This window comes from Deinococcus aquiradiocola (assembly GCF_014646915.1).
GTDB classification, from domain to species: domain Bacteria; phylum Deinococcota; class Deinococci; order Deinococcales; family Deinococcaceae; genus Deinococcus; species Deinococcus aquiradiocola.
Genome location: NZ_BMOE01000005.1, coordinates 90,149 through 113,879, shown reverse-complemented (window position 1 = coordinate 113,879; position 23,731 = coordinate 90,149). Strand labels below are relative to the sequence as shown.

The 23,731-nt window shown below is 69.8% G+C and carries 21 protein-coding genes and 1 pseudogene; 5 read left to right on the top strand and 17 right to left on the bottom strand.

Annotated features, from left to right (window positions below; genetic code table 11):
- Positions 1-28 precede the first annotated feature (28 nt).
- From pdxH to aroE, 9 genes are all read right to left on the bottom strand, one after another.
- The gene (pdxH, locus tag IEY33_RS09235; protein ID WP_188962645.1) at positions 29-673 is read right to left on the bottom strand and encodes a pyridoxamine 5'-phosphate oxidase; all 645 of its coding nucleotides are present in this window, start codon (positions 671-673) and stop codon (positions 29-31) included.
- A 187-nt stretch (positions 674-860) separates the two neighbouring features.
- Entirely contained in the window at positions 861-1,676 is an 816-nt protein-coding gene (locus IEY33_RS09230) for a DNA-formamidopyrimidine glycosylase (protein ID WP_188962643.1), read from the bottom strand.
- Positions 1,677-1,732: 56 nt separating this feature from the next.
- Positions 1,733-2,038 carry a hypothetical protein gene (locus IEY33_RS09225; protein ID WP_188962642.1) on the bottom strand — a complete coding sequence of 102 codons (306 nt, stop codon included), beginning with the start codon at positions 2,036-2,038 and terminating at the stop codon, positions 1,733-1,735.
- Between the two features lie 3 nt (positions 2,039-2,041).
- Positions 2,042-2,431 (bottom strand): hypothetical protein, encoded by a 390-nt coding sequence (locus IEY33_RS09220; RefSeq protein WP_188962641.1) that lies wholly within the window; start codon positions 2,429-2,431, stop codon positions 2,042-2,044.
- Positions 2,428-2,871: a hypothetical protein gene (locus tag IEY33_RS09215; RefSeq protein ID WP_188962640.1), complete on the bottom strand. Its 444-nt coding sequence runs from the start codon at positions 2,869-2,871 to the stop codon at positions 2,428-2,430. Before IEY33_RS09215 ends, IEY33_RS09220 begins: the two co-directional genes overlap by 4 nt.
- Complete coding sequence (locus IEY33_RS09210; RefSeq protein ID WP_188962638.1) at positions 2,871-3,293, bottom strand: OsmC family protein; 423 nt, start codon at positions 3,291-3,293, stop codon at positions 2,871-2,873. Before IEY33_RS09210 ends, IEY33_RS09215 begins: the two co-directional genes overlap by 1 nt.
- 100 nt (positions 3,294-3,393) lie before the next feature.
- Positions 3,394-4,698, bottom strand: a complete 1,305-nt coding sequence (locus IEY33_RS09205; RefSeq protein ID WP_373288027.1) for a hybrid sensor histidine kinase/response regulator — start codon at positions 4,696-4,698, stop codon at positions 3,394-3,396.
- Positions 4,695-8,027, bottom strand: coding sequence for an ATP-binding protein (locus tag IEY33_RS09200; protein ID WP_188962635.1), 3,333 nt, complete (start codon positions 8,025-8,027; stop codon positions 4,695-4,697). Before IEY33_RS09200 ends, IEY33_RS09205 begins: the two co-directional genes overlap by 4 nt.
- On the bottom strand, positions 8,024-8,839 hold the full coding sequence (aroE, locus tag IEY33_RS09195) for a shikimate dehydrogenase (RefSeq protein WP_188962632.1): 816 nt from the start codon (positions 8,837-8,839) through the stop codon (positions 8,024-8,026). Before aroE ends, IEY33_RS09200 begins: the two co-directional genes overlap by 4 nt.
- Positions 8,840-9,087: 248 nt before the next feature.
- On the opposite strand from aroE, the gene IEY33_RS09190 reads away from it, so the two are divergent.
- From IEY33_RS09190 to IEY33_RS09180, 3 genes are all read left to right on the top strand, one after another.
- Positions 9,088-10,137 (top strand): PhoH family protein, encoded by a 1,050-nt coding sequence (locus tag IEY33_RS09190; RefSeq protein ID WP_229670901.1) that lies wholly within the window; start codon positions 9,088-9,090, stop codon positions 10,135-10,137.
- Between the two features lie 162 nt (positions 10,138-10,299).
- Entirely contained in the window at positions 10,300-10,791 is a 492-nt protein-coding gene (ybeY, locus tag IEY33_RS09185) for an rRNA maturation RNase YbeY (protein WP_188962630.1), read from the top strand.
- Between the two features lie 3 nt (positions 10,792-10,794).
- Positions 10,795-11,151, top strand: coding sequence for a diacylglycerol kinase (locus IEY33_RS09180; protein WP_188962627.1), 357 nt, complete (start codon positions 10,795-10,797; stop codon positions 11,149-11,151).
- A 59-nt stretch (positions 11,152-11,210) separates the two neighbouring features.
- Here IEY33_RS09180 and IEY33_RS09175 read toward each other — a convergent pair whose 3' ends face one another.
- From IEY33_RS09175 to IEY33_RS09155, 5 genes and pseudogenes are all read right to left on the bottom strand, one after another.
- Positions 11,211-12,524 (bottom strand): class I SAM-dependent RNA methyltransferase, encoded by a 1,314-nt coding sequence (locus IEY33_RS09175; RefSeq protein ID WP_373288041.1) that lies wholly within the window; start codon positions 12,522-12,524, stop codon positions 11,211-11,213.
- A gap of 518 nt (positions 12,525-13,042) precedes the next feature.
- Positions 13,043-15,496 carry an endopeptidase La gene (gene lon / locus IEY33_RS09170; protein WP_188962624.1) on the bottom strand — a complete coding sequence of 818 codons (2,454 nt, stop codon included), beginning with the start codon at positions 15,494-15,496 and terminating at the stop codon, positions 13,043-13,045.
- Between the two features lie 193 nt (positions 15,497-15,689).
- A pseudogene (gene clpX / locus IEY33_RS09165) lies at positions 15,690-16,894 on the bottom strand (ATP-dependent Clp protease ATP-binding subunit ClpX); the annotation flags it as partial.
- 4 nt (positions 16,895-16,898) lie between these two features.
- Positions 16,899-17,513 (bottom strand): ATP-dependent Clp protease proteolytic subunit, encoded by a 615-nt coding sequence (clpP, locus tag IEY33_RS09160; RefSeq protein ID WP_229670900.1) that lies wholly within the window; start codon positions 17,511-17,513, stop codon positions 16,899-16,901.
- Between the two features lie 166 nt (positions 17,514-17,679).
- Positions 17,680-18,108: a hypothetical protein gene (locus tag IEY33_RS09155; RefSeq protein WP_188962617.1), complete on the bottom strand. Its 429-nt coding sequence runs from the start codon at positions 18,106-18,108 to the stop codon at positions 17,680-17,682.
- A gap of 113 nt (positions 18,109-18,221) precedes the next feature.
- Here IEY33_RS09155 and IEY33_RS09150 point away from each other — a divergent pair, with 113 nt between their 5' ends.
- Positions 18,222-19,136: an EamA family transporter gene (locus IEY33_RS09150; RefSeq protein WP_188962614.1), complete on the top strand. Its 915-nt coding sequence runs from the start codon at positions 18,222-18,224 to the stop codon at positions 19,134-19,136.
- A gap of 245 nt (positions 19,137-19,381) precedes the next feature.
- Here IEY33_RS09150 and der read toward each other — a convergent pair whose 3' ends face one another.
- Positions 19,382-20,893 (bottom strand): ribosome biogenesis GTPase Der, encoded by a 1,512-nt coding sequence (der, locus tag IEY33_RS09145; protein ID WP_229670899.1) that lies wholly within the window; start codon positions 20,891-20,893, stop codon positions 19,382-19,384.
- 281 nt (positions 20,894-21,174) lie between these two features.
- Here der and IEY33_RS09140 point away from each other — a divergent pair, with 281 nt between their 5' ends.
- Complete coding sequence (locus IEY33_RS09140) at positions 21,175-21,663, top strand: FKBP-type peptidyl-prolyl cis-trans isomerase (protein WP_188962611.1); 489 nt, start codon at positions 21,175-21,177, stop codon at positions 21,661-21,663.
- Positions 21,664-21,776: 113 nt separating this feature from the next.
- On the opposite strand, the gene cdd is transcribed toward IEY33_RS09140, so the two are convergent.
- A complete protein-coding gene (gene cdd, locus IEY33_RS09135) occupies positions 21,777-22,199 on the bottom strand; it encodes a cytidine deaminase (protein ID WP_229670898.1) in 423 nt (140 codons plus the stop codon).
- Positions 22,192-23,538, bottom strand: coding sequence for a hemolysin family protein (locus IEY33_RS09130; protein ID WP_188962608.1), 1,347 nt, complete (start codon positions 23,536-23,538; stop codon positions 22,192-22,194). Before IEY33_RS09130 ends, cdd begins: the two co-directional genes overlap by 8 nt.
- Positions 23,539-23,731: the final 193 nt, after the last annotated feature.

Sequence of the window (23,731 nt, the reverse complement as noted above, 5' to 3'; positions counted from 1 at the left end):
AGGAGTCCAGTTCAATGTGGTCAGGCGTTCAGGGCATCAGGCGCGTGATCCGCCAGCCGTCCGCGGCGGGCAGGTACTCGAAGCGGTCGTGCATGCGGTTCGGGCGGCCCTGCCAGAACTCCCACCCGCCCGGCACGAGCAGGTATCCGCCCCAGAAGTCCGGTTTCGGGACGGGCTGCCCTTCGGGGAAACGGTCGTGCAGCGCCGCGAATTTCGCGTCGAGTTCCGCGCGGCCCGCGATGGGTGCGCTCTGCGGGTCGCTGGCGTGCGCGGCCAGCTGACTGTCGCGCGGGCGCTTGTGGAAGTACGCGGTGCTCTCCTCTTCGGGGAGGCGTTCGACGCGGCCCCAGGCGCGCACCTGCCGCTCCAGGGTCGGCCAGTAGAACAGCAGCTCCGCCTGCGGGTTCACGTGCAGGTCGCGTCCCTTGTGGCTCAGGTAGTTGCTGTACACCACCAGGCCGCGCGCGTCGTGCCCGCGCAGCAGGACGGTGCGGGCGCTGGGGCGGCCCGTCTCGTCGGCGGTGGCGAGCGTCACCGCGTACGGTTCCGGCAGGTCGCTGCCGAGCGCTTCCTCCAGCCAGCGGGAGAACTGCGCGTGCGGGTCGGGGTTCAGGGTGGCGCGGCGCAGTTCGTCCCGCTCGTAGCTCAGTCTCAGGTCGGTCAGGTCGGTCATGGGGCCTCCGGGCGTTCGGTCCGTCCACCCCGGCATGCGGGACGGGCGCGGGCCGCGCGACTCCCCCCATTCTGCACCGCCTGCCGGGACGGGACGGGAGCGTCGCACGCCGTTGCGTTCCTGTCCGGATGCGTGCCGGACAGACTGCGGGATTCCGGCGGCGTCTGGGTCACACGTCTCGTCTGGGTCAGGGGTGGCGGAGCACCTGGCAGTGCGGGCAGAAGTGCGTGCCGCGCTGCGCGAGGACCGTCCTGACGATGGGCGTCCCGCAGCGCGGGCAGGGCTGACCGGCGCGGTCGTACACGTTGTGCCGCGTCTGGAACAGGCCGCTCATGCCGTCCGGCTGCTGGTACGTGCCGTCCGACAGGGTGCTGCCGCCCGCGTCCACGGCGGCCCGCATGGTGTCCCGGATGGCCGAGTACAGGCGGGCGGCCTCGGGGCGCGTCAGGTGCGTCTGAGCGGGGTGCAGGCGGGACGCCCAGAGGCTCTCGTCGGCGTAGATGTTCCCGACGCCCGCCACGGGCCCCTGCGACAGCAGCCACGGTTTGATCATCTTGCCGGCGTCCGTGACGGTCCGCACGAAGCCCGCCTCGCTGAACGCGTCCGAGAGGGGTTCCGGGCCCATCGCGGCGAGGGTCGGCATGCTGCGGTACTGGCCGGGCCGCACGACCGCCATCTTCCCGAAGCGGCGCGCGTCCTGGAAGTACAGGGGGTCGCTGCCGTCCAGGTGCAGCGTGACGCGGGTGTGCGTGGTCGGCTGAAAACGGAAGCCGCCCGTCATGCCGAGGTGCACGATCAGTTCGAGGGGTTCCTCGCCGGGGTCTTCGAGGTTCAGGAACAGGTACTTGCCGCGCCGCGTGAGGGTGGCGATGGTGCGTCCGGCGGCGAGGTGCGTGTCGCGGTACTTGTGGGGCGCGTCGTGCTCCAGGCGCAGGAGTCGCCTGCCTTTCAGGTGGGGTTCGATCTTCAGGCGGGTGGTTTCGACCTCGGGAAGTTCCGGCACGCCCGCAGTCTAGAGGGTACGCGGGCGGGCAATTGACGGTCCGGAAACCATCCGCGTCACGGGAAGGGGGCGCGTCCGGGCCGCCACGCGCCGTCCGGGCCGCCCGCCCAGTGCCAGCCCGTCCAGGGCACGTCCGGGGCGTGCAGGGCCGGGTGGCTGGCGAGGCGGGCCTGCACGTCCGCGAGCGGCACGCGGCGCGCGAATCGGGTCCGGGCATGCCATTCCTGCAGGGCGGCGTCCGCCTTGGGGTGCTGCGGGCCGGGGAGGCCCAGGCCGTGCAGGGTGGTGGCGGCGCGGTTCACGGCCAGGTCGAACAGGGCGTCCGGCGCGGTCCCCGGGGCGGAGGTGGCGTCGGCGGGCACGGTTCAGGCGAGGCGCGGGGCGCGGCTCAGGGCCGCGATCTGCCCGGCGTGCCAGACGGTGTGGCGGGCGTTCAGGCGCAGCAGGGCGGCGGCGTCCAGGTCGCGTTCCGAGTACCGGACGTGCACCGCGAGCTGCGCGGGGCTGAGGGTCCGGGCGAGCGCTTCCTCCCAGTCGCACACGCCGTCCAGGTTCAGTTCGCCCGGCACGGCGGGCGTCCCGAGCGCCGAGGCGAGCGCTTCCCAGTACCCGCGTTTGGTGACGCTGAGGTGCTGCACGAGCCGCCCGACCCTCGGGGACGGCTGCCCGTCCGCCATGCCGAGCGCGCTCGTCAGGGACTCCCAGGCGTCACGGTTCGCTTCGTGCAGCAGCGTGGCGAGGTCGTCGCCCGTCACGCGCGCCGGTCCGGCCGGGCGTCCGGCAGGCGGTACGCGCCGCCGTCCGGCACGACGCGGCCCTCCTGCTGCATGCGCGCCAGCACCTCGCGCGCCTGACGGGCGTCCAGCGGGGAGCTTTCCGTCAGCTGTTCGAGCGTGAACGTCCCGCCGCGCCGCAGCGCGAGGCGCGTCACCATGCGTTCCTGCACGTCGGGCCGGGGCACCTGCGCCTGCCGCGCCCCGAAGGCCCGGTATGCGAGGACGCCCACCAGCACGCCCACCAGCAGCTCCAGCGGCAGGAGCCGCGCCGCGAGCAGCGGGTCCGGGTGCGGGTTGCGGGGACGGCCGAGGTTGTACACCGCGCCGTACGCGACGAGCGTCACAGCGAGCGTCGCGATGACGCTCAGCGCGGGACGCAGCCAGCCGAACGCCGGGGAGGCGGAAGCCGAGTCGTCCATCAGACGCTGGCGACCCCGGCCTGCTCCTCCAGCACGGCCTCCACCACGATCTCGCTGTTGAGGGTCGCGGCGACAGAGCAGTACTTCTCGTGACTGAGGTGCGCGGCCTTCCCGAGGCTCTCCGGCGTCACGCCCGCCCCGGCCGCGATGTGCCGCACCGTGATGGTCGTGTAGCGGCGCGGGTGCTCCTCGGCACGCTCGCCCTCCACCTCGATGCGGTAGTGCGAGAGGGGCGTCTTGCGTTTCTTCATGACTTCCACCACGTCGTAGGCGGTGCAGGTGGCGAGCGCGGCCAGCAGGGACTCCATCGGCCCCACCCCGAGCTTCAGTTCGCTGTTGTCGATGATGAGCTGCTGCCCCGTCTCGTTCTGCGCCACGTAGCGCTGCTCGCCCAGCCAGGTGACATGCATGGTCTTCTTCATGCGTTCAGCATAGGACAGTTCCGGCACGCGCAGCGGGAGGCAGGCACCATCCGGCCCGCCTCCCGCACGCCACCTGTCCGGGAGTTGACCGGAATGCGCTTCAGTCCTCGCTGGGCTGGTCGAGCAGGGTAAGGTCGTCTTCCTCGTCCTCGTCGAGGGCCGGGAGGACCACCTCGAAGGTCGCGCCGCCGCCGGGCGTGTCGAGCACCTGCAGGCGGCCACGGTGCGCCGTCACCACCTGCTGCGCGATGGTGAGGCCCAGGCCCGCCGATCCGGCCTCCTTGCCACGGTAGAACTTGTCGAAGATGCGCGGCTTGACCTCGTCGGGGATGCCGGGGCCGTGGTCCACGATCCGGACGCTGATCTCGGGCGGGCCCTGATCGCGGGGGCGCTGTTCGGCCTCGATCTGCACGAGGTTCGGGCTGCCGCACACGCGCACGGCGTTCCCGACGAGGTTCACGAACACCTGCGTGAGTCGTCCGGGGTCCGCCACGATCTCCAGCGGCGGCGTGTGGACGGCCACGCCGTAGTCGCGGCCGACGGCGCGCAGCAGTTCGGCGAGGTCCACGAAGTGCTGCTCGATGTTCTGCACGAGTTCGCCGCGCGTCAGCTGCAGCAGGTCGTTCACGAGGCGCGTCATGTTCTGCGCGACGCGCTGCGCGTCACTGAGGGTCTGCGATTCGCCCGTCTCGCGTTCCAGGCGGCGCAGGTACCCGAGCAGGGCCGTGAGGGGCGTGCGCAGTTCGTGGCTCGTTTCGGCCAGGAAGGTCTTCTGCAGGGTGAGCGATTCCGCGAGCTTGCGGGCGGTGTCTTCCTGCTTCAGTCGGCGTTCCTCGGCGACGGCGTTCAGTTCCTCCACCTGCCGCAGGCGGGCCTGGAGGGTCTGGTTCAGCGCGCGGATTTCCGCTTCGGCGACGCGGCGGCGGTCGCGTTCGGCGTACTCGGCGAGGGCGCGGCGCACGGCGGGCGTGAGGCGTTCCAGGCGCTGCTTGAGGACGTAGTCGGTCACGCCTCGGCGCAGGGTGTCCACGGCGACTTCTTCGCCCATGGCGCCCGTCACGATGATGAACGGCAGGTGCGGCGCGGCGGCGTGCGCGGCCTCGAAGGCAGACAGGCCGTCGTAGCTGGGCAGCGAGAAGTCCGACAGGATCAGGTTCGGGCGGAAGTCGCGCAGCGCGGCGCGGAAGGCGGCCTCGTCCTCCACCTGCAGGAATTCCGGGGTGGGCGTCAGCTGGTCTTCCAGCGCGGCGCGGACGAGTTCGTGGTCAAGGAGGTTGTCTTCGAGGTGCAGGACGCGCAGGTGGGTCGCGGCGGGCCGTGCGGGTTCCGGGGTGGGCACGTGCGTCATGTCCGGCAGGGGCGCGTCCTGCACGTCGAGGGGGGCGTGGTCGGGATTCAGGGTCACTGGGTGGCCTCCTGGGCGCTGCTGTCCTTGCGGGCGCGGCCCGTCTTTTCCAGCGTGAGGGGTTCGAGCGGCAGGCTGAACCAGAAGGTCGCGCCGGGACGGTCCGGGTCGCCGGACTCGGCCCAGACGCGGCCCCCATGCCGGGCCACGATGCGGCGGACGTTGGCCAGACCGATGCCGGTCCCCTCGAACTCCTCGGTGCGGTGCAGTCGCTGGAACACGCCGAACAGTTTACCCACATACGCGGGCTCGAACCCCACGCCGTTGTCGCGGACGCTCACCCACACTTCACGTCCGTGCGCCTCGGCCCGCACCTCGATGACGGCCACGTCGCGCGGCCGCGTGTACTTCAGGGCGTTGGAGAGCAGGTTGTCGATCACCTGCCGCAGCAGGGCCGCGTCGCCCACCAAGGTCGGGAGCGGCGAGACGCGCCACTCGACGGCGCGTTCGCCCTGGTCCGGCGCGAGGTCGTGCACGGCGGCGTCCACCACGGCGGAGAGGTCGAGCGGCAGTCGGCGCAGTTCGGTGCGCGAGGTGCGGCTGAACTCCAGCAGGTTGTCGATCAGCTGCCCCATGCGGCCCGCCGCGTCCGTGATGACGTTCAGGTAACGGGTGGATTTCGGTCCGGCGTTCTCGCCCTGCTCGCGGCGCAGCAGGTCCGCGAAGCCCGTGATGTGCCGCAGCGGGGTGCGCAGGTCGTGCGACACCGAGTACGAGAAGGCCTCCAGTTCCGCGTTGGCCTCGCTGAGCTGCAGGGTGCGTTCCTCCACGCGGACCTCCAGGCTGTTGTTGAGGTCCTGCAGAGACGCGCGGGCGGCCCGCAGCCGCGCCAGGAGGGTGCGGGTGTCGAAGGCGCTCGTGACGCGCTGCGCGAGTTCCCGGCCGAGGTCCAGGTCCCGGTCGCGCAGCGGCTGCCGGAACCCGATGGCGAGCACCCCGAGCGGCTGGTCGGCCTGCACGAGCGGGTACAGCACGGCGGACGACAGGCCGAGCGGGTGCAGGCGCGCGCTGTGGTACACGGTGGGGTCGGGGCGGTACATGGCGGACGTGACGAGGCCGTCCAGGCCGTCCAGTGCGCCGAGTTCCTGCAGTCCGGCGCGGCGTGCGCGGCCGCGCACGAGCGGCACGGTGGTGGGCGCGTGGGTCGGGGCCTGCAGGTGCGTGGCGTCCGGGTACAGGGTGTCCAGATGGAGGGCGTCCGTGTGATGGGTGTCCGGCGCTCCGGTGTCTGGCGCTCCGGTGTCTGGCGCTCCGGTGTCTGGCGCTCCGATGTCCGTGTCCTGGGCGGAACGGATGAGCGGCGCGAGTTCCGGGCCGGGCCACAGCGCGACGCTGTCCGCGAACCGGACCGTCATCAGGTCCAGCGCGGCGCGGATGCCGGGGTCCGTGAAGGGGTCCGGGGCGGGCTCGTCGTCGCTGCGCGGGTCGGGGTGCCGTTCGTTGAGGGCCTGCCCGACGTCCGCGAGCAGGCGGGAGTTCAGTTCGGCGTAGATCTGGTCGTCGATGTCGGTGCTGCTCCCCACCCACTCCTGCACCTGCCCGCGCGAGTCGAGGACCGGGCGGCCGCGCGTGACGAAGGTGCGGTACAGGCCGTCCCGGCCTCGCAGGCGGTGCTCGACCTCCAGGTCGCGGCCCAGGGCGAGCGCCTCGTCCCAGCGGGCTGTGAACTCGGCCCGGTCGTCCGGGTGCACGGCCCGCAGCAGCGCGGCGCTCCAGTCGGGTGTGGCGTCGGCAGGCGCGGGTTCGGGCGGCTGCCCGACGTACTCCTGCCAGCGGCGGTTGAGGTAGCTCACGCGGCCGCCCGCGTCCGTCAGGAACACGATCTGCGGCATGCCTTCCAGCACGCCCTGGTAGCGGCGTTCGCCCTCGCGCAGGGCGCGGTCGGCGGCGAGGCGTTCGCTGACGTCCCGGATGACTTCCAGCTGCCCGAGCGGTTCGCCGCCCTCACCGACGACGCGGCTGCGCTGCATCTCGCCGTAGAAGGTGCCCCCGCCCCGGCGGCGGAAGACGGTCGTGACGAGGTGCGGGCCGGGCAGCGCGTCCAGCCGGTCGAGAAGCAGCGGGTCGGCGTGCAGGTCGCCGATGGGCGAGCCGCGCAGCTCGAAGGGACTCAGGCCGAAGGAGCGGTTCAGGGCGTCGTTCGCGAAGAGGACGCGGCCCGTCGTGTCGGTGAAGACGGCGGTGTCCTGCATGGCGCGGAACACCGATTCGAATTCCGCGCGGGAGCGTTCCAGGCGCGTCTGCGAGAGGCGCAGGCTGCGGCTGACGCGTTCGGCCCGCTGCCGCGCGACGACCTGCGCCTGCGTGGCGAGCGCGGCGAGGAGCGACACGACCGTCCCGACCAGCAGGACCAGCCAGGGAATCTCGGTGGCGGCGTCCCGCCCGAAACCGGGCGCGGCGCTGAAGTCGAGCGTCCAGTCCTGCCCGGCGAGGTTCAGGACTTCCGACTGCCGGAAGCCCGCGCCTGGCAGCACGCGCCCGTTCCCGACGCGCTGGCCCTGCAGGGTCACCTCGATGTTCAGGCGGTTCTCGCCGGTCCCGGCCACGGTGGGCAGCACGGCACTGAGGCGCAGCGGCGCGTACAGCACGCCTGTCACGCGGCCCTGCGTGTGCAGCGGAACGTACAGGATGAAGCCGTCGCGGTCCGGGTCGTTGACGGGCAGGTTCATGAGTGTGAGGCGGCCGGTGGCGCTCACGAGGTCGCGCGTGATGGCCCGGTCGAGCGCGGCGCGGCGGACGGGGTCGCTGTACATGTCGTACCCCAGCACGGAAGTGTTCGTGATGGGCGCGAGGTACGTGACGGGCAGCGAGCGAGCCAGCGTGCTGACGGGATGCAGGTGCACGGTGGGGTCGCCTGCCAGCAGCGGGAGGGTGCGGGCGTACGCGGCGCGGTCTGCGGCGTTCAGCAGGGGCGCGTACCCGATGTTGCTCAGGCCGGGCGAGCGCGTGGTGAGGTCCAGACCCTCCACGAGGCGCGCGAAGGCCTGCACGTTCAGGGGGGGGCGCGTGGCGGGGGGCGCGGCGGTCCGGGCGTCACTGGCGTTCCCGAGCGCCTCCCACGCGGCGCGCACGCCGAGCATCACGCTCACGTACCCCTGGAAGCGCGCCCTGAGGTCACGTTCGTACGCGGTGACTTCCCGCTCGAAGCGCGCCGTCTGCTGTTCCCGCACCAGGGACCGGACCGTCAGGAAGGCCAGGACCGTGAGGAGCAGCACGAGCAGCATCACCCACAGCGGGGCGGGCAGCAGGCCGCGCACACGTCCCAGTGGACGCCACAGCAGGTCGCGCGGATGCCCCGGCTCTCCGGCCGGGTCCTGCGGGACCGTCACTCTGTTCCCTCCGGCCGGACGGGCCGGGCGAGCGCGTCCAGGAACACCGTGATGGGCACGTCGCGCGCCGTCCATGCCTGGAAGGCGAGGCGGGCCTGCTGGGCCAGCATGCCCAGACCGTTCTCGGCGCGGTATCCGGCCGCGCGCGCGTCCCGCATCAGGCGCGTCTCGGCGGGCTTGTACACCATGTCGTACACGAGGGCCTCCGGGGCGAGGCGCGGCAGGTCCGGCAGCGGCGACTCGTGCGGCGCGTCCAGTCCGGCGCTGCTGGCGTTCACGAGGAGCGCCACGCGCTCCCACCCGACCGGCCCGGCGGGCGGGACGGCCACGCCGCCCAGGTCGCGGGTGAGGGCGATGGCCTTGTCGTACGTGCGGTTCAGGACCAGCACCTCGCGGCCCTGAGAGCGCAGCGCCCACACGGCCGCGCGGGCCGCGCCACCCGCGCCGAGCACCAGGGCCGTGCCGTGCGCGTCGTCGCCTGCCGTGCGGAGCGCCTCCAGAAAGCCGGGCGCGTCGGTGTTGTCGCCCGTCAGGACGCCGTCCCGGTGGATGACGGTGTTGACGGCCCCGATGGCGCGCGCCGCCGGAGTGAGGGCGTCCATCAGGGGGAGGGCCGCTTCCTTGTGCGGCAGGCTGAGGTTCGCGCCGAGCACGTCCGCCTGCCGCAGTCCGGCGACGGCGTCCGCGAGTGCTTCCGGCAGCACCTGCCTCGCCTCGTAGTGCGCGTCCAGACCCGCGTGCCGGAAGGCGGCGTTGTGCATGGCGGGCGAACGGGAGTGCGCGGCGGGGTTGGCGAACAGAAAGGCGCGCATGACAATTTCCAGTCTACCAGCGCAGATGAGCCGCCCCCGCAAACTTGATGGGGGGTCCTTCAGATGGCGGAGCGCCCCTCCGCCGAACGGCTGAATTGTGCTTCCGCCCACGCCAGGGGGGGGTGCGGCGCGGGAAAATGGGGTATCCGAACGAACGCCGCACCTTCCTCCCCCCGGCTCCGTGCCTGGGGGGAGTCTGGTCTGCGTTCCAGGCCCTCCGTCCCGCTGTCCCCACCTCTGGAGTTCCCTTGAGCGAAACTGCCACCAGTCTGACCCGTACCATCACCCTGCAGAATCCTGGCGAGGCCCTCAGCCTGTTCGGCCCGGGCGACGTGAATCTGCGCCGCATGCGCGAACTGGTATCGGCGAGGATCACGGCCCGTGGCGAAACCATCAGCGTGCAGGGCGAAGCCGCGCCCGTCGACGTGGCCGTCCGCATGATCGAGGACGCGCTCGCCCTCGTCCGCAGCGGCACGGAACTCACCCCGGACGCCGTGCTGCGCGTGTCGCGCCTGAGCGGCGAGGGGCGCAGCCTGTCCGCCGAGACGCAGGGCAGCCCCGCCCTGCCGCGCGGCCTGAAACCCAAGACGCCCGGCCAGAAACTGTACCTGGACCTGATCGACAAGAGCGACATCACCTTCGGCGTCGGTCCCGCCGGGACGGGCAAGACGTACCTCGCGGTCGCGATGGCCGTCAACGCCCTCAAGGCCAAGAAGGTCAAGCGCGTGATCCTGACGCGTCCGGCCGTCGAGGCGGGCGAGAAGCTCGGCTTCCTGCCCGGCGACCTGCAGGCCAAGATCGACCCGTACCTGCGCCCCCTGTACGACGCGCTCGGCGACATGCTCGACCAGGAGAAGTTCGAGGCGTACCTGACGAGCGGCGTGATCGAGGTCGCCCCGCTGGCCTTCATGCGCGGCCGCACCCTGAACGACGCGTTCATCATTCTGGACGAGGCGCAGAACACGACCGGCGAGCAGATGAAGATGTTCCTGACGCGCATGGGTTTCTCCAGCAAGGTGGTCGTGACGGGCGATATCACGCAGATCGACCTGCCGCGCCACGTCACGTCGGGCCTCGCCGTCGCGAAACGCGTCCTGAGCCGCATCGAAGGCATCGCCTTCCATGAGTTCACGGACGTGGACGTGGTGCGTCACCCGCTCGTGGGCCGTATCATCCGCGCGTACGAGACGGCCGAGGAGCAGGAACAGGACCGCCGCGCCGCGCGCCGGGGCGACCTGCAGAGCATTCCTGAGGCGGACAGCGACACCGCTCCCGCCACCAGTGCCGCGCAGGACTGACCCGGTTTTGATCCGATTCCGGGGATGCCGGGAACAGTAAGGGCATTCCTTCCACCGCCTCGCCCCGGACGCCTCGCGCTTCCGGGGCGTTCCCGTGCCCGGCGGGGCGCCCGTGTCACCGCCCGCACCGTCGGGCGGGCCTGCAGGCTCTATCCTGACGCGGTGATCGATCTGCACATCCGCAAGACGCCGCCCGCCGGTCTGCGCCCGCAGCTGCGCGCCAGCCTGGACGCCCTGATGACGCACCTCGGGATGGAGGAGCGCGAGGTGACGGTGGTGATCGTCGGCGACCGCGCCATCCGGCAGCTGAAACGCGAGACGATGCCCGAAGAGGACATCGACCCGGCTGCCGCGACGGACGTGCTGAGCTTCCCGAGCTGGGAGCCGGGCGACCCCTTCATGCCGCCGCACCTGGGAGACATCTTCATCAGCCTGGACACCGCGCAGCGGCAGGCGGACGCGCGCGGGCACAGCCTCGCGCGCGAGGTGGCGCTGCTCGCCAGCCACGGCCTCACGCACCTGCTGGGGCACGACCACCCGCACGCGGACGGCCTGGGCTACGAGGAAGGCGCGGTCGGGCCGGAGTGGGCGGTGTTCCACGAGCACTGGCTGGTCGCGCAGGCGGCCCTGCCGGACGCCCCGGCGGACCGGTAAGGCGTGCGCCGCTGGCTGGTGTCGGCGGGATTCGCGCTGGCGGGCATACGGTACGGCTGGGCCAGCCAGCGGAACTTCAGGATCGAGGTGACGCTCGGCACGGTCGCGGTCCTGACGGCCGTGTGGGTGCGCGCGCCGCTCGCGCCCGTCCTGCTCGCGTGCGGCCTCGTGCTGAGCCTGGAACTGCTCAACACGGCGCTCGAAGCGGTCGTGGACCTCGTCAGCCCGGACCGTCACCCACTCGCGAAGGTCGCGAAGGACGCGGCGGCGGGCGCCGTGCTGCTCGCATGCGCCGCCGCGGTGCTGGTGGGCGCGGACGTGCTCGGCCCTCCCCTGCTGCACCGCCTCGGCCTGACGTGACCCGGAACGGTCGGGGGCGGCGACCCGCACGCAGGTCGCCGCCCCCGAACTGTCTTTTCTTACTGCTCGGTGGGCGCGGTGGTATCCACGGCGTCTTCCGGCACGGCGCGTTCCGGCAGTTCGGTGCGCGTGAGGACGCTGACGACCTCCACATGACTCGTCTGCGGGTAGAAGTCGTGCGGCGTCACCTGTCCCAGTGTCCAGCCGCGCTTCACGAGGTCGCCCACGTCGCGCGCCCAGGTGGCCGGGTCGCAGGACACGTACACGACCTTCAGGGCGGAGCTGTCGTGCAGGGCGTCGCGCGCCATCTCGGACAGGCCCACGCGTGGCGGGTCGACCACGATCACGCCCGCCTGCAGGCTGGAGTGGTACAGCTGAGCGGCGTCCCCGTCGCGGAAGGTGAGGTTGCGTTCCCCCGCGAGGCGCACGTCGTGACGGCCGCGGGCCAGCGCGTCGAAGTCCGTGTCGAGCACCACGACCCGCCCGAAGTTCGGGGCGAGGTGACGGCCGATCGCGCCGCTCCCACCGTACAGGTCCACGGCATGCGGGCCGTTCCCGGCGAGGCGCGCGGCCGCGATGTACGCGAGTCCCGCCGCTTCTGGGTTGATCTGCGCGAAGCCGGACGCGCTGACGCTCACCTTGACGTTGCCGTACTGCTCCATGATCTCGCTCTCGCCCGCCACGAGCTGCACGCCCGCGCTGAATCGGCGTCCGGCGGGCGCGGCGAGTGACACGCCGACCACGCCGCAGTCCATGAGTTCGTCGGCGGCACGCAGGTACGCGCGCGGTTCGCCCGGCGCGATGAGGGTCGCGACGACCTCGCCCGTCAGGCGGCTGCCGCGCAGGCTGAGTTCCTGCACGCCTTCGAGCTTGCTGACGTCCAGCAGGCGGATGATCGTCTGGATGTTCTCCATGATGAGCGGGTCGCGTTCCACCGACAGGGCGGCGTTGCTGCGCCGCTCGCGGTACGCGAGGCCCTCGGGCGTCACGAGGTACTGCGCGGTGTTGCGGTACGCCCACTCGCGGGGGCTGGGCACGGTCGGCGCGACGGCCTGCACCTGCTCCTCCCCGAGTTTCGCGATGCGGCTCATGGCTTCCTGCACGAACTCGCGCTTGTAGCGCAGCTGCGCGTCGTAGCTGGCGTGCGCGAGGTCGGTGGTGGGCAGGTTCGGCGCGTCCACGCGGTCGGGGCTGCGGGTGAGCACTTCGCGCGTCACGCCTTGGTTGACGCCCTTGCCGGGGCGCACGTCGGCGCGGACCGTCTCGCCGGGCAGCGCGCCGCGCACGAGGACGACGCCCGCGTCGGTGCGGGCGAGGCCGAGGCCGCCCGCGACGATCTTCTCGATGCTGAGTTCCATGCTGACGGACGGCACCTTCGGGCGCGGTTCGGCGGCGGCGCGGTACTCGGCCTTGCGTTCGGCTTTCTGCTGCTCGGTGCTGCGGCGGTCCGGGCGAGCAGCGTCCTGTTTGCGGTTGTCTGATCGTCTGCTGTCCGGCTTTCTGGCTGATGAACCCTTGGTCATGACCTCTCCCCTTCGGCGCGCCTGCCCGGAACCCGTCCGGCCGCGCGGTGATGCTCGGTACTCAGGACACCGTGCCCGGAGGCGGTGTCCACGAACGCTCCCTGGCACAGTATCCCAGGGAGGTAAAACAACGTGCGGAACGGATCAGAGCTGCCGGTGGCCGGTTCTTCTGGTCGGCGCAGAACCCACTCCTCTGCGCGGCTCCACGCGAAGCGTCTGCGTCATTGTATGGGATACGGGGCGGGATGTGGGTGCGGGCAGGCCCGGACGCGGGTCCCACGTCTGACCCTGAACAAACGGGGCGCCCTCCAGCACGGAAGGCAGCGGAACCGGGCCATGCCAGTTCCGCTGCCTTCACGTGCCCCGGGTTACGCGCCGGGCTGGGTGCTCTTGCTCAGGCCGGCCGGGGGCGGCGTGGTCTGGGCGGTTTCGGGCTTGCCGAGCAGCAGCAGGTCGAGGACCTCACCGACCTGATCGGCGATGTGGATCTTGAGGTCGCCCCGGATGCTGTCGGGCAGGTCCTGCAGGTTCGGCTCGTTGTCGCGCGGGACGATCACCTCGCGGATGCCGCCCTGGTGCGCGGCGAGCAGTTTCTCCTTCAGGCCGCCGATGGGCAGCACGCGGCCGCGCAGGCTGATCTCGCCGGTCATGGCGACGTCCATGCGGGCGGGGCGGCCCGTGATGGCGCTGGCGACAGCGGTCGCAATGGTGATGCCGGCCGAGGGGCCGTCCTTGGGGGTGGCACCGTCGGGGAAGTGGACGTGCAGGTCCATCTTCTTGTAGAACTCGGGGTCCGCGCCGTACTGCTCGGCGTGCGCGCGCAGGTACGCGACGGCGGCCGAGACGCTTTCCTTCATGACGTCGCCCAGGCTGCCCGTCATGTTGATCTTGCCGCTGCCGGGCGTGGCGAGCGCCTCGACCACCAGCATGGTGCCGCCCACGCTGGTCCACGCGAGGCCCTGGGCCACGCCGACCTGCGCTTCCTTCTCCATGCGGTCCGGGCGGTGCAGGGGCACGCCGAGGTAGTGGGGGACGTTGTCGGCGTCGATGGTCTTGACGCCTTCCCAGGGGTGCTCCAGCAGTTCGCGGGCGGCCTTGCGGGCCAGCTTGCTGATCTGGCGGTCGAGGTTTCGCACGCCGGACTCCATGGTGTATTCCTCGATCACGCGGCGCAGCGCGGCGTCGGTGACGTCCACGCGGCCCTGCAGGCCGTGCCCGCGCAGCTGGCGGGGCAGGCGGTAGCGTCTGGCGATCTCCAGCTTCTCGACCTGCGTGTAGCCGGGGATGGTGATGACTTCCATGCGGTCCAGCAGGGGGCGCGGGATGGTGGAGAGGCTGTTCGCAGTTGTGATGAACATGACCTGCGACAGGTCGTACGGCACTTCGAGGTAGTGGTCCTGGAAGGTGTGGTTCTGTTCAGGGTCCAGCACTTCCAGCATGGCGCTGCTGGGGTCGCCGCGCCAGTCGCTGCTCATCTTGTCGACCTCGTCCAGCAGGACGATGGGGTTGACGACGGCGGCGTTCTTCATGCCCTGGATGATGCGGCCGGGCATGCTGCCGATGTACGTGCGGCGGTGACCGCGGATCTCGGCCTCGTCGCGCACGCCGCCGAGGGCCATGCGGACGAACTTGCGGTTGAGGCTGCGGGCGATGCTCTTGCCGAGGCTGGTCTTGCCGACGCCGGGAGGGCCGACGAGGCACAGGATGGGCGCGCGCAGTTCGGCGTCCTCGATGCGTTCCTCGGCGCTGCGCTGCTTCTTGACGCCGTTCTCGTCGAGTTCGTCGGGCTTGTGCGTCAGCTGGCGCACTGCGAGGAACTCCAGGATGCGTTCCTTGACGTCGTCGAGTCCGTAGTGGTCGTCGTCGAGGATGCCGCGCGTGCGGACGATGTCGAGCACTTCCTCGTCGCGCTTGCTCCACGGCACGTCGACCAGCCAGTCAATGTAGTTGCGCACGACGGTCCCTTCGGGGCTGCCGCCGGGCGTGCGTTCCAGGCGCAGGAGTTCCTTGAGGGCCTTCTCCTTGACTTCGGCGGGCATGCCGGCCGCCTCGATCTTCTCGCGCAGCGCTTCGACTTCGGCCGGGCCGTCCTCGCCGCCGCCGAGTTCCTTGCCGATGGCCTTCATCTGTTCGCGCAGGTAGTACTCGCGCTGGTTGGAGTCCATCTGCTCCTTGACGCGGCCCGCGATCTTCTTGTCCATGTTGAAGCGTTCGAGGTCGCGGTTGAGGTACTTCACGACCGCTTCGAGGCGCTCACGGACGCCGAGCGTCTCGAGGACGTTCTGCTTCTCCTCGTTGGTCCAGGTCGCGTGGTGCGTGATCTGGTCGGCGAGTTCGCCGGGGTTGCTGAGGGCCTTGATGGCGTCCAGCTGGTAGTTGTCGAGGCGCAGGCTCTTGTTCTGGCGCTGGTATTCCTCGAAGCCGTTCTTGGCTTCCTGCATGAAGACCTGCACCTCGCGCTCGGCGGTCTCGCCGGTGACGGGCAGGGTGGTGAGCGTCTCGACGCGCACGCGCAGGGTGGCGCCGGGCACCTGTTCGAGGATGCGGACACGTTCCTGCGCTTCGACGAGCACCTGGTAGGTGTTGTCGGGCAGGCGGACGAGCTGTTTCAGGACGGCGAGCACGCCGATCTCGTACAGTTCGCCGAGGGTGGGGTCGTCGGTGCGGCTTTCACGCTGGGTGACGAGCAGCACGCGGCGGTCACTGGCCTGGGCCTCGTCCACGGAGCGTTTGCTCTTGGGGCGACCCACGTCGACTTGCGTGGTGGTCCCGGGCAGGACGACCAGATTTCTGAGGGCAACAACGGGTAATTCCCAGTTCATTCGGACTCCTTGCGCGTCGGGTGGCGGATGATGGCAGGTCGTGCAGTGGATGTGGGGACGGTTCGATGCTGAATTTGTTCAGTATAGTCCACGTGCCCCGGGTATAGGAAACAGCCACCCAGGCTGACCCGAAGTCTACGGGTTGAACGGCCGGGTGGCTGTAATCTTGGTTGCTAAGTTTGCTGCAGCGCCTTCAGGCAGACTTCTTGAGTCCCTTAGACTCAAGTAGCCGCAGCGGATGCTCGATGTGATCCACGTCGAACCGCATCGCCTTCAGCTTCTCGATCGGCAGTTCGAACAGCAGGTCCGTCATCGCCCGCTCCAGCACCGCACGCAGTCCACGCGCACCGGTCCCGCGCAGCTTCGCCTGACGCGCCACCTCCAGCAGCGCCTCGTCCGTGAAGCTCAGGTCGATGCCCTGAAAGCCGAACAGCGTCTGGTACTGCTTGATGATCGCGCCCGTCGGCTCCGTCAGGATCCGCACCAGCGCCGACTCGTCCAGCTCCTGAAGCTGCACCACCAGCGGCAGACGACCCACGAACTCCGGAATCAACCCGAACTTCACGAGGTCCTCCGGCTGGAAACGCAGGTCCTCCTTCTCGTCGCCCTTGTGCTCGCTGCCGAACCCCAGGCTGCGGACGTTCGTGCGGGCGCGCGTGATGTCCGCGATCCCGTCGAAGGCGCCGCCCACGATGAACAGGATGTTCTTCGTGTTCACCTGCACCAGCTCCTGCTGCGGGTGCTTGCGGCCACCCTGCGGCGGAACCTGGCTCACCGTCCCCTCGATGATCTTCAGCAGGGCCTGCTGCACGCCCTCGCCCGACACGTCACGCGTGATGCTCGTCCCCTCGGACTTGCGCGCGATCTTGTCGATCTCGTCGATGTAGATGATGCCGCGCTCGGCGGCAGCCACGTCGTAATCCGCCGCCTGCAGCAGGCGCACGATCACGTTCTCCACGTCGTCACCGACGTACCCGGCCTCGGTGAGCGTCGTGGCGTCCGCGATCGCGAACGGCACCTCCAGCATCTCCGCGAGGCTCTGCGCGAGCAGCGTCTTGCCGGTCCCGGTCGGGCCGACCAGCAGGATGTTGCTCTTGCCGAGATTCGCGTCCGGGTGAGCGAGCCGCTGGTAGTGGCTCACCACCGCGACCGCCATGGCCTTCTTGGCCTCGTCCTGACCGATCACGAACTCGTCCAGGTACGCCTTGATCTCCTTGGGGCTCGGCAGTTCCTCCAGCACGAACTCCGACCCCGAGGGCTTGTTCTGCTTGACGAGGTCGCTCGCCCGCTCGGCGCACTCGTTACAGATGAACGCCGCGCGCCCCGGCGCCTCGATCAGCTGCGCGATTTGCGGGTGACTGCGCCCACAGAAAGAACACTTGTCGGCCATACATTCCCCCCTTTACTCGTCCTGCGCCCGCGACTCGCGGGTGTTCTCGATCACCTGATCGATCAGGCCGTACTTCATGGCCTCCTGCGGGTTCATGAAGTAGTCGCGCTCCATGTCCCGCAGCAGCTTGTCGTGCGGCAGATCGGTGTGCTTGTTGTAGATGTCCACCAGACGGTCACGCAGGTACAGCGTCTCCTTGGCCTGCACCTCCACGTCCGGCGTGTTGCCACGGAAGCCGCTGGAGCCCTGGTGAATCATGATGCGGCTGTTGGGGAGCGCCATGCGCTTGCCCTTGTCGCCCGCCATGAGCAGCACGCTGCCCATGCTCATCGCGATGCCGACGCAGATGGTGGACACCGGCGCCTTGATGTACCGCATGGTGTCGTAGATGGCGAGCCCGGCGTACACCTCGCCGCCCGGGCAGTTGATGTACATCTGGATCTCCTGCTCCGGATTCTGGCTGTCCAGCAGCAGCAACTGCGCCACGATGGTGTTCGCCACCTGCGAGTCGATGGGCGTCCCCATGAAAATGATGCGGTCTTTCAGCAGCCGCGAGTAGATGTCGTACATCCGCTCGCCGCGCCCGGTCTGCTCGATCACATAGGGAATGACGCTCATGGCGGGCATTATCGCACGCCCGCGCGAACGGAACGTGTCACAGACCGGACAAGCACCACACCACGCGCACGTCAGGTCCACGCCAGCCGCACAGCGCGCGGCCCCCGGCCGAGCACGAGGCTGGACCGGGGGCCGCATGGCGCCGCTCAGCGCCGGGATTGCCGCCAGGGACGCGTCAGAAGCGGTAGCCGACGCTGACGCTCAGGACGGGCAGCGCCACGGCCGACCCGCCCGGCCCGGTCGCGCCGACGATGCCGCCGCCGGCCTCGAAGCTGAACTGCAGGGGACTGAACACGCGTCGGTACCCGCCCGTCACGGTCCCACCGAAGACCGCGCTGGTCGAGCCCGGAAACACGAAGGCCCGGCCCGACAGGTACGGTCCCTGATCGTCGCCCTGGAAGAAGTACTTCACGCCGAGCACGGCGTCGAAGTTACCGAAGAAGCTGCCGACCCCGACCTCCAGGGCGGTACTGGGCGTCAGGGTGGCCTCGTAGCTCGCGCCGATCAGGCCGAAGCCGCCGCCGGAGGTCAGGTTGACGCTGCTGGCCGAGGCGAGCGGCGAGAGGACCGAGGCGAGAAGGGCAGTCATGAGAATCTTCTTCATCTTCATGAAGGCTAGCTGGCAGGCCGGACCCCCGCAAGCGAACATGACCGGCGCGCCCACCCCTGCCTCTACAGCGCGCGCGGCCGGAGCAGGACCTGCACTACGCTGTCCGCATGCCCTCCACCGCCCCTCCGGCCTCCCCCACCGCACCAGCGGGCCACGCGGCGTCCGCCGGGCGCGGCGTGCCGCTCGCCCTGACGGCCGCGCTCGGCTTCTCCACCCTCGGGATCCTGGGGAAGCTGTCGGCGCAGACTGGCCTGCCTGCCCTGGCGGCCCTCCCGTGGCGGTTCGGGCTGGTGGCCCTCCTGCTGCTGCCGTTCGCGCGGGGCCTGCCGCGCGGCGTGCAGGGCCGCATGCTGGGCACCGGCCTGCTGTACTGCCTCGCCACGCACGCGTACTTCCTGGCGCTGGGGCGCGTCAGTGCCGGAACGACGTCGCTGCTGCTGTACCTCGCTCCGGCGTTTGTGCTGCTGTTCCTCGCGCTGGGCGGGCGGCGGCCCGCGCGGCTGCAGCTGGTGGGGATCGCGTTCACCGTGGCGGGCCTGGGGCTGGTGGTGGGCCTGCCCGGCCCGGGCGACCACGACCCGGCCGGACTGCTGTTCGGGGTGCTGGCCGCCGCGCTGTACGGCCTGTACCTGCTCGGGTCGGAACGCTGGCTGACGGGCGTGCCGCCGCTCGCGAGCACGGCGTTCATGTCGCTCAGTGCCGCCGCGTACTTCGGCGTGACGGACCTCTTCACGCACACGCTGCGCGTCCCCACCGGAGCGGCGCAGTGGGGCGTGGTGCTGGGACTGGCGTTCCTGCCGACCCTGGTGGCCGTGCCCGCCCTGTACGGCGCGGTCGCCCGGATCGGCGCGGCGCGCGCGTCGGTCGTCGCGACCACCGAGCCGCTCTGGACGGTGCTGCTGGCCGCCGTGTTCCTGCACGAGCCGCTGCGGGCCGCCGTGCTGCTGGGCGGGGCGGGCATCCTGCTGGGCGCGGTACTCGCCCAGCTCAGCGCGGGACGGGCCGCGCCGCTGGAACTGTAATACGGTGTTGAGCTGAACGCCTGGAGTTCAGCCGAGCGAAGCGCGCACCGACAAGTCCGGTGTTGATCCGGTTCCGCGGAGGCCGGGAACAGCAACGGCAGCTCACCTCCTCGAACCGTATGACGGCAGATGCCCGGCCCGGAACAGGAGAGCAGGAGCCCCGCACGATGGGGGCTCCTGCTCTGTGTATTGCTTTCCCTGTGTGCTGCGTTCCCGGTGTGCTGCGTTCCCGGGCCGGTCCGGGGTCAGGATTCGTTGGCGCGGGACCGGGCGGAACGGGGGCGTTCCGGGCGGACCTTCTTCTCGGCCGGGTCGCGGCGCTCGGCGCGGGACTTGCGTTCGGGCTTCTCGCCGCTCGCGGCGGCCTTCGCGGCCTTGACGCTCTCGGCCTTGCTCGGCTCGCGGTGGTGGGTGGGCTTCTTCTTCTTGTCGGCCTGATCGTCGTCGTCGTCGCCGCCCTTCTTGTTGAAAGCACCCTTCTGCTTCCACTTCAGCTTGACGGGGATGCCGGCCAGGTCGAGGTCCTCGCGGATGCGGTTCATCAGGAAGCCCTCGTAGGCGCGCGTCACGTAGTCCTCGCGGTTGCAGAAGATCGCGAAGGTGGGCGGCGCCGTCTCGACCTGCGTCATGAAGTACATGCGGAGGTTGCGGCCCTGGAAGTTCGGGACGCGCTGCTTCATGAGCCACACGCCCAGCCAGCGGTTGAGTTCGGCGGTGGGGACGCGGGCCTTCCACTTGTCGTACAGCTTCATGGCTTCGGCGAGCATCTCGTGGATGCCGTACTCGTTCACGGCGCTCGTGAAGACGCGCGGCGCGTACTGGATGTGGAAGAGCTTCTGGTTGAGTTCCTTCTCGGTGAGTTTCAGGTCCTCGTCCGGGATGAGGTCCCATTTGTTCACGACCACGATGACGGGCTTGCCGCTCTCGTACGCGAGGTTCGCGAGCTTCAGTTCGTGGTCGCCGATCTCGTCGGCGTTCACGACCAGCCAGATCACGTCGCTGCGCTCGATGGCCGTCTGGGAGCGCTGCATCGCGAAGTCCTCGATGGCCGTGTCGGGCCGTTTCCGGATGCCGGCCGTGTCGACCAGCACGAAGCGCTGCCCGGCGTAATCCCATTCCACGTCCACGCTGTCGCGGGTGGTGCCGGGCTGGTCGGCCACGATCACGCGTTCGCTCTGCGTGAGGGCGTTCAGGAGGCTGCTCTTGCCGACGTTGGGCCGCCCGATGAACGAGATGCGGATGGGCGCGATGTCGGGGATGTCCTCGGTGTCTTCCGGCAGGTACTCCAGCACGCGGTCCATCAGGTCGTCCAGGCCGCGCGCGTGCTCGGCGCTGACGGGGAGCGGCTCGCCGAAGCCCAGGCCCCACAGTTCCGCGAGGTAGCTGTTGTGCGTGACGCTGTCGATCTTGTTCGCGATGAGGATGACGGGCTTCCCGAGGCGGCGCAGCCACTCGGCGACCTCGTAGTCGGCGGCGGACAGGCCCTCGCGCGGGTCGAGCACGAAGATCACGGCCTGCGAGCCTTCCATGGCCCACTCGGCCTTCTCGCGGATCGCCTGTTCCCACTCGTCGCCGCTCCACAGGCCGCCCGTGTCGATGAGCGTGATGCGGTGGTTCTGGTACAGCATGGTGCCTTCCTTGGCGTCGCGGGTGACGCCGGGGAAGTCGGCGACGACCGCTTCACGGCGGCCGACGAGACGGTTGAACAGACTGGACTTGCCCACGTTGGGGCGGCCCACGATGGCGACTTTGTGCATGTGTACCTCGGACCGGCAGATTCCAGCCGGGGTGGCCCGGACCGGGTCCGGGCAGCGCGTGAAAGTGATGGGCGGGCTGGGACCTTCTTCCCGGCCCGTCCTGATTCCTTCGGTGTCGCGAGCTGGCGGGAATCTGTCGCCGGCCGCGCCGTCACCCTCCCGGGTGTAAGCGCCAGAGTATAGCACACCTTAAGGCGATCTCTTGCCGGGCCGGTACAGGTGCGCGCCGTTCACGGTATGCTTTGGCGTCGCAAGATGTGGCCAACGCAGGAGGATCAACTATGAAAATCGCTCAAGACAAGGTGGTCGAAATCGAGTACGTGCTGAAGGTGGACGGCGAGATCGTCGATCAGAGTGAGGTCGGCGATCCGCTCGTGTACCTGCACGGCCACAACAACATCATTCCCGGCCTGGAAACGGCCCTCGAAGGGCACGAGGCGGGTGACACGCTGAGCGTCACCGTGTCGCCCGAGGACGGCTACGGCGAGCGCGACGACGAGAACGTGCAGGTGCTCCCCCGCGCCGACTTCGACGACGACGTGGAGATCGGCGCGAGCTACTTCGCGCAGGCGGAGGACGGCAGCGTCAACCCCTTCACGGTCGTGTCCGTGAGCGGTGACGACGTGACGGTGGACTTCAACCCGCCGCTGGCCGGTCAGACCCTGAACTTCGACGTGACCGTCAAGGACGTGCGCGACGCGACCGCCGAGGAACTCGAGCACGGCCACGCGCACGGCGAAGGCATGCACGACGACGAGGACGAAGAGTAAGACACGCTTGCAGCCACCCCTCGTGAACGACACGGGGGTGGCCGGGCCGTCAGAGAGGGGCGCAGCCAGGATTGGCCGCGCCCCTCTCCTCGTTCAGGGTGTGGGGTCGGTGGTCAGTGTTCCAGGCGGAAGCCGTGCGGCAGGAAGTCCTTGACCTGTCCCTCGATCGTCTCGCCGAGGTGGTTCACGCACGTCACCTGCGCTTCCGGCGAGAATTCGAACAGGACCTGCCTGCACGCGCCGCAGGGGCTGGCGGGCGGGCTGCTCTCGGAGTACACGAGAATGCTGGTGAAGTCGCGTCCGCCGGTGCTGGCCATGCCCTGCACGGCGGACTGTTCGGCGCAGCGGCCGAGGCCGTAGCTGGCGTTCTCGACGTTCGCGCCGCTGAAGACGGTGCCGTCAGGCGTGCGGAGGGCCGCGCCGACGTGGAAGTGGCTGTAGGGGGCGTAGGCGTTCCGGAAGGCGGCCTGCGCGGCGCTCAGCAGTTCCGGGTCGGGAGCGGCCTGGCTGGGGGGGGTGGGGTTCACGTCACTCACGGGCTGATTCTGCCTCAAGTTCACCGAGGACGGGTTCCGGCATGCGTTCCACGCGGACCTTCATGACGCGGCGCTGGTCGGCCTCCTCGACGGTGAAGCACCAGCCGTTGTGCATGAAGCGCGCGTCCGTCTCGGGGATGTCACCGAAGTGGTGCGTGACGAAGCCGCCGAGCGTGTCGAACTCGTTCTCCTCCTCCTCGTCGAGCACGATGCCGAGGCGGTGTTCGACCTCGTCCACGTCGACGGAGGCGTCCATGAGGTACAGGCCCTCGCCGAGCACCTGCACGAGCACTTCCTCTTCCTCGTCGTCCTCGTCGTAGATCTCGCCGACGATCTCTTCGAGGGCGTCTTCGAGGGTGACGAGGCCGGTGGTGCCGCCGAACTCGTCCACCACGATGGACATGTGGCTCTTCTTTTCCTGCATCTTCTTGAGCAGGTCGTTGATGCGCATGCTCTCGGGGATGTAGAAGGTGGGGCGCATGAGTTCGGCGATGGTCATGTGGTCGAGGTCTTCGAGGTGGCGCAGCACGTCGCTGGTGTGCGCGACACCCACGATGTTGTCGGGCGTGTCCTGGTACACGGGCACGCGGGAGTAGCCGTGCTCGGTGTTCAGTTCGAGCAGGCGGCGCAGGGGCGCGGCACTGTCCGTGACGATCATGTCGACGCGGGGCGTCATGATGCTGCGGACCATGGTGTCGGACAGGTCGAAGACGTTGTACAGCAGTTCCTTCTCGTCGTTTTCCAGCACGCCTTCCTGGCTGCTGGCGGACACGATCATGCGGATCTCCTCTTCGGAGTGCGCGGTGTGGTGCCCGGTGACGGCCCGCATGCCGAAGAGGCGCACGACGCTGTTCCCGAGGAAGTTCAGGAAGATGATGACGTAGCGGAAGACGGTGGCGAACACCAGCAGGGGGCGCGTGACGGCCATGGCGACCTGTTCGCTGCGCTGCAGGGCGAGGCTCTTGGGGGCGAGTTCGCCGAACACGATGTGCAGCACGGTGCTGATCGCGAAGGCGATGCCGAAGCCGAAGGCGTGGATGGTCTTCTCGCTGGTGATGCCCACGTCGCGCAGCAGGGGGCTGACGAGGTGTTCGATGGCAGGCTCGGCGATGAAGCCGATCCCGAGGCTCGCCATGGTGATGCCGAGCTGCGTGGCGGCGATCACGAGGTCGAGGTTCTTGATGGCGCGCTGGGCGGCGCGGGCGGCGGTGTTGCCTTCCTCGGCGAGCTGGTCGATGCGGGTGCGGCGGACGCTGACGAGGGAGAACTCGGCGGCCACGAAGAACCCGTTGAGGAGCACCAGCACGACCAGCGCCACGATTCCTAGAATGTCGTTCATTGGGTAGGCACGCTCCAACGCGCCACCGTTCCGCCGGACGTCCTGTCCGGGTGATCGAAACGGTCTGCCCGTCTCGCTGCGTCCGCCTGCGCGGAACCTACAGCAAAAACGCCGCCCGCGGGCGGTGTAGGCAATGGGGCCTGGAGTTCCAGGGCGCGGCCCTGGCCAGAATGAGAACTGGGAGGCTCGTCCA

Bases quoted from the DNA above. Each gene is read 5' to 3' on its own strand.
- pdxH (WP_188962645.1), bottom strand. From the start codon at position 673: ATGACCGACCTGACCGACCTGAGACTGAGCTACGAGCGGGACGAACTG.
- IEY33_RS09215 (WP_188962640.1), bottom strand. From the start codon at position 2,871: ATGGACGACTCGGCTTCCGCCTCCCCGGCGTTCGGCTGGCTGCGTCCC.
- IEY33_RS09210 (WP_188962638.1), bottom strand. From the start codon at position 3,293: ATGAAGAAGACCATGCATGTCACCTGGCTGGGCGAGCAGCGCTACGTG.
- aroE (WP_188962632.1), bottom strand. From the start codon at position 8,839: ATGCGCGCCTTTCTGTTCGCCAACCCCGCCGCGCACTCCCGTTCGCCC.
- lon (WP_188962624.1), bottom strand. From the start codon at position 15,496: ATGAACTGGGAATTACCCGTTGTTGCCCTCAGAAATCTGGTCGTCCTG.
- clpP (WP_229670900.1), bottom strand. From the start codon at position 17,513: ATGCCCGCCATGAGCGTCATTCCCTATGTGATCGAGCAGACCGGGCGC.
- IEY33_RS09155 (WP_188962617.1), bottom strand. From the start codon at position 18,108: ATGAAGAAGATTCTCATGACTGCCCTTCTCGCCTCGGTCCTCTCGCCG.
- IEY33_RS09150 (WP_188962614.1), top strand. From the start codon at position 18,222: ATGCCCTCCACCGCCCCTCCGGCCTCCCCCACCGCACCAGCGGGCCAC.
- der (WP_229670899.1), bottom strand. From the start codon at position 20,893: ATGCACAAAGTCGCCATCGTGGGCCGCCCCAACGTGGGCAAGTCCAGT.
- IEY33_RS09140 (WP_188962611.1), top strand. From the start codon at position 21,175: ATGAAAATCGCTCAAGACAAGGTGGTCGAAATCGAGTACGTGCTGAAG.
- IEY33_RS09130 (WP_188962608.1), bottom strand. From the start codon at position 23,538: ATGAACGACATTCTAGGAATCGTGGCGCTGGTCGTGCTGGTGCTCCTC.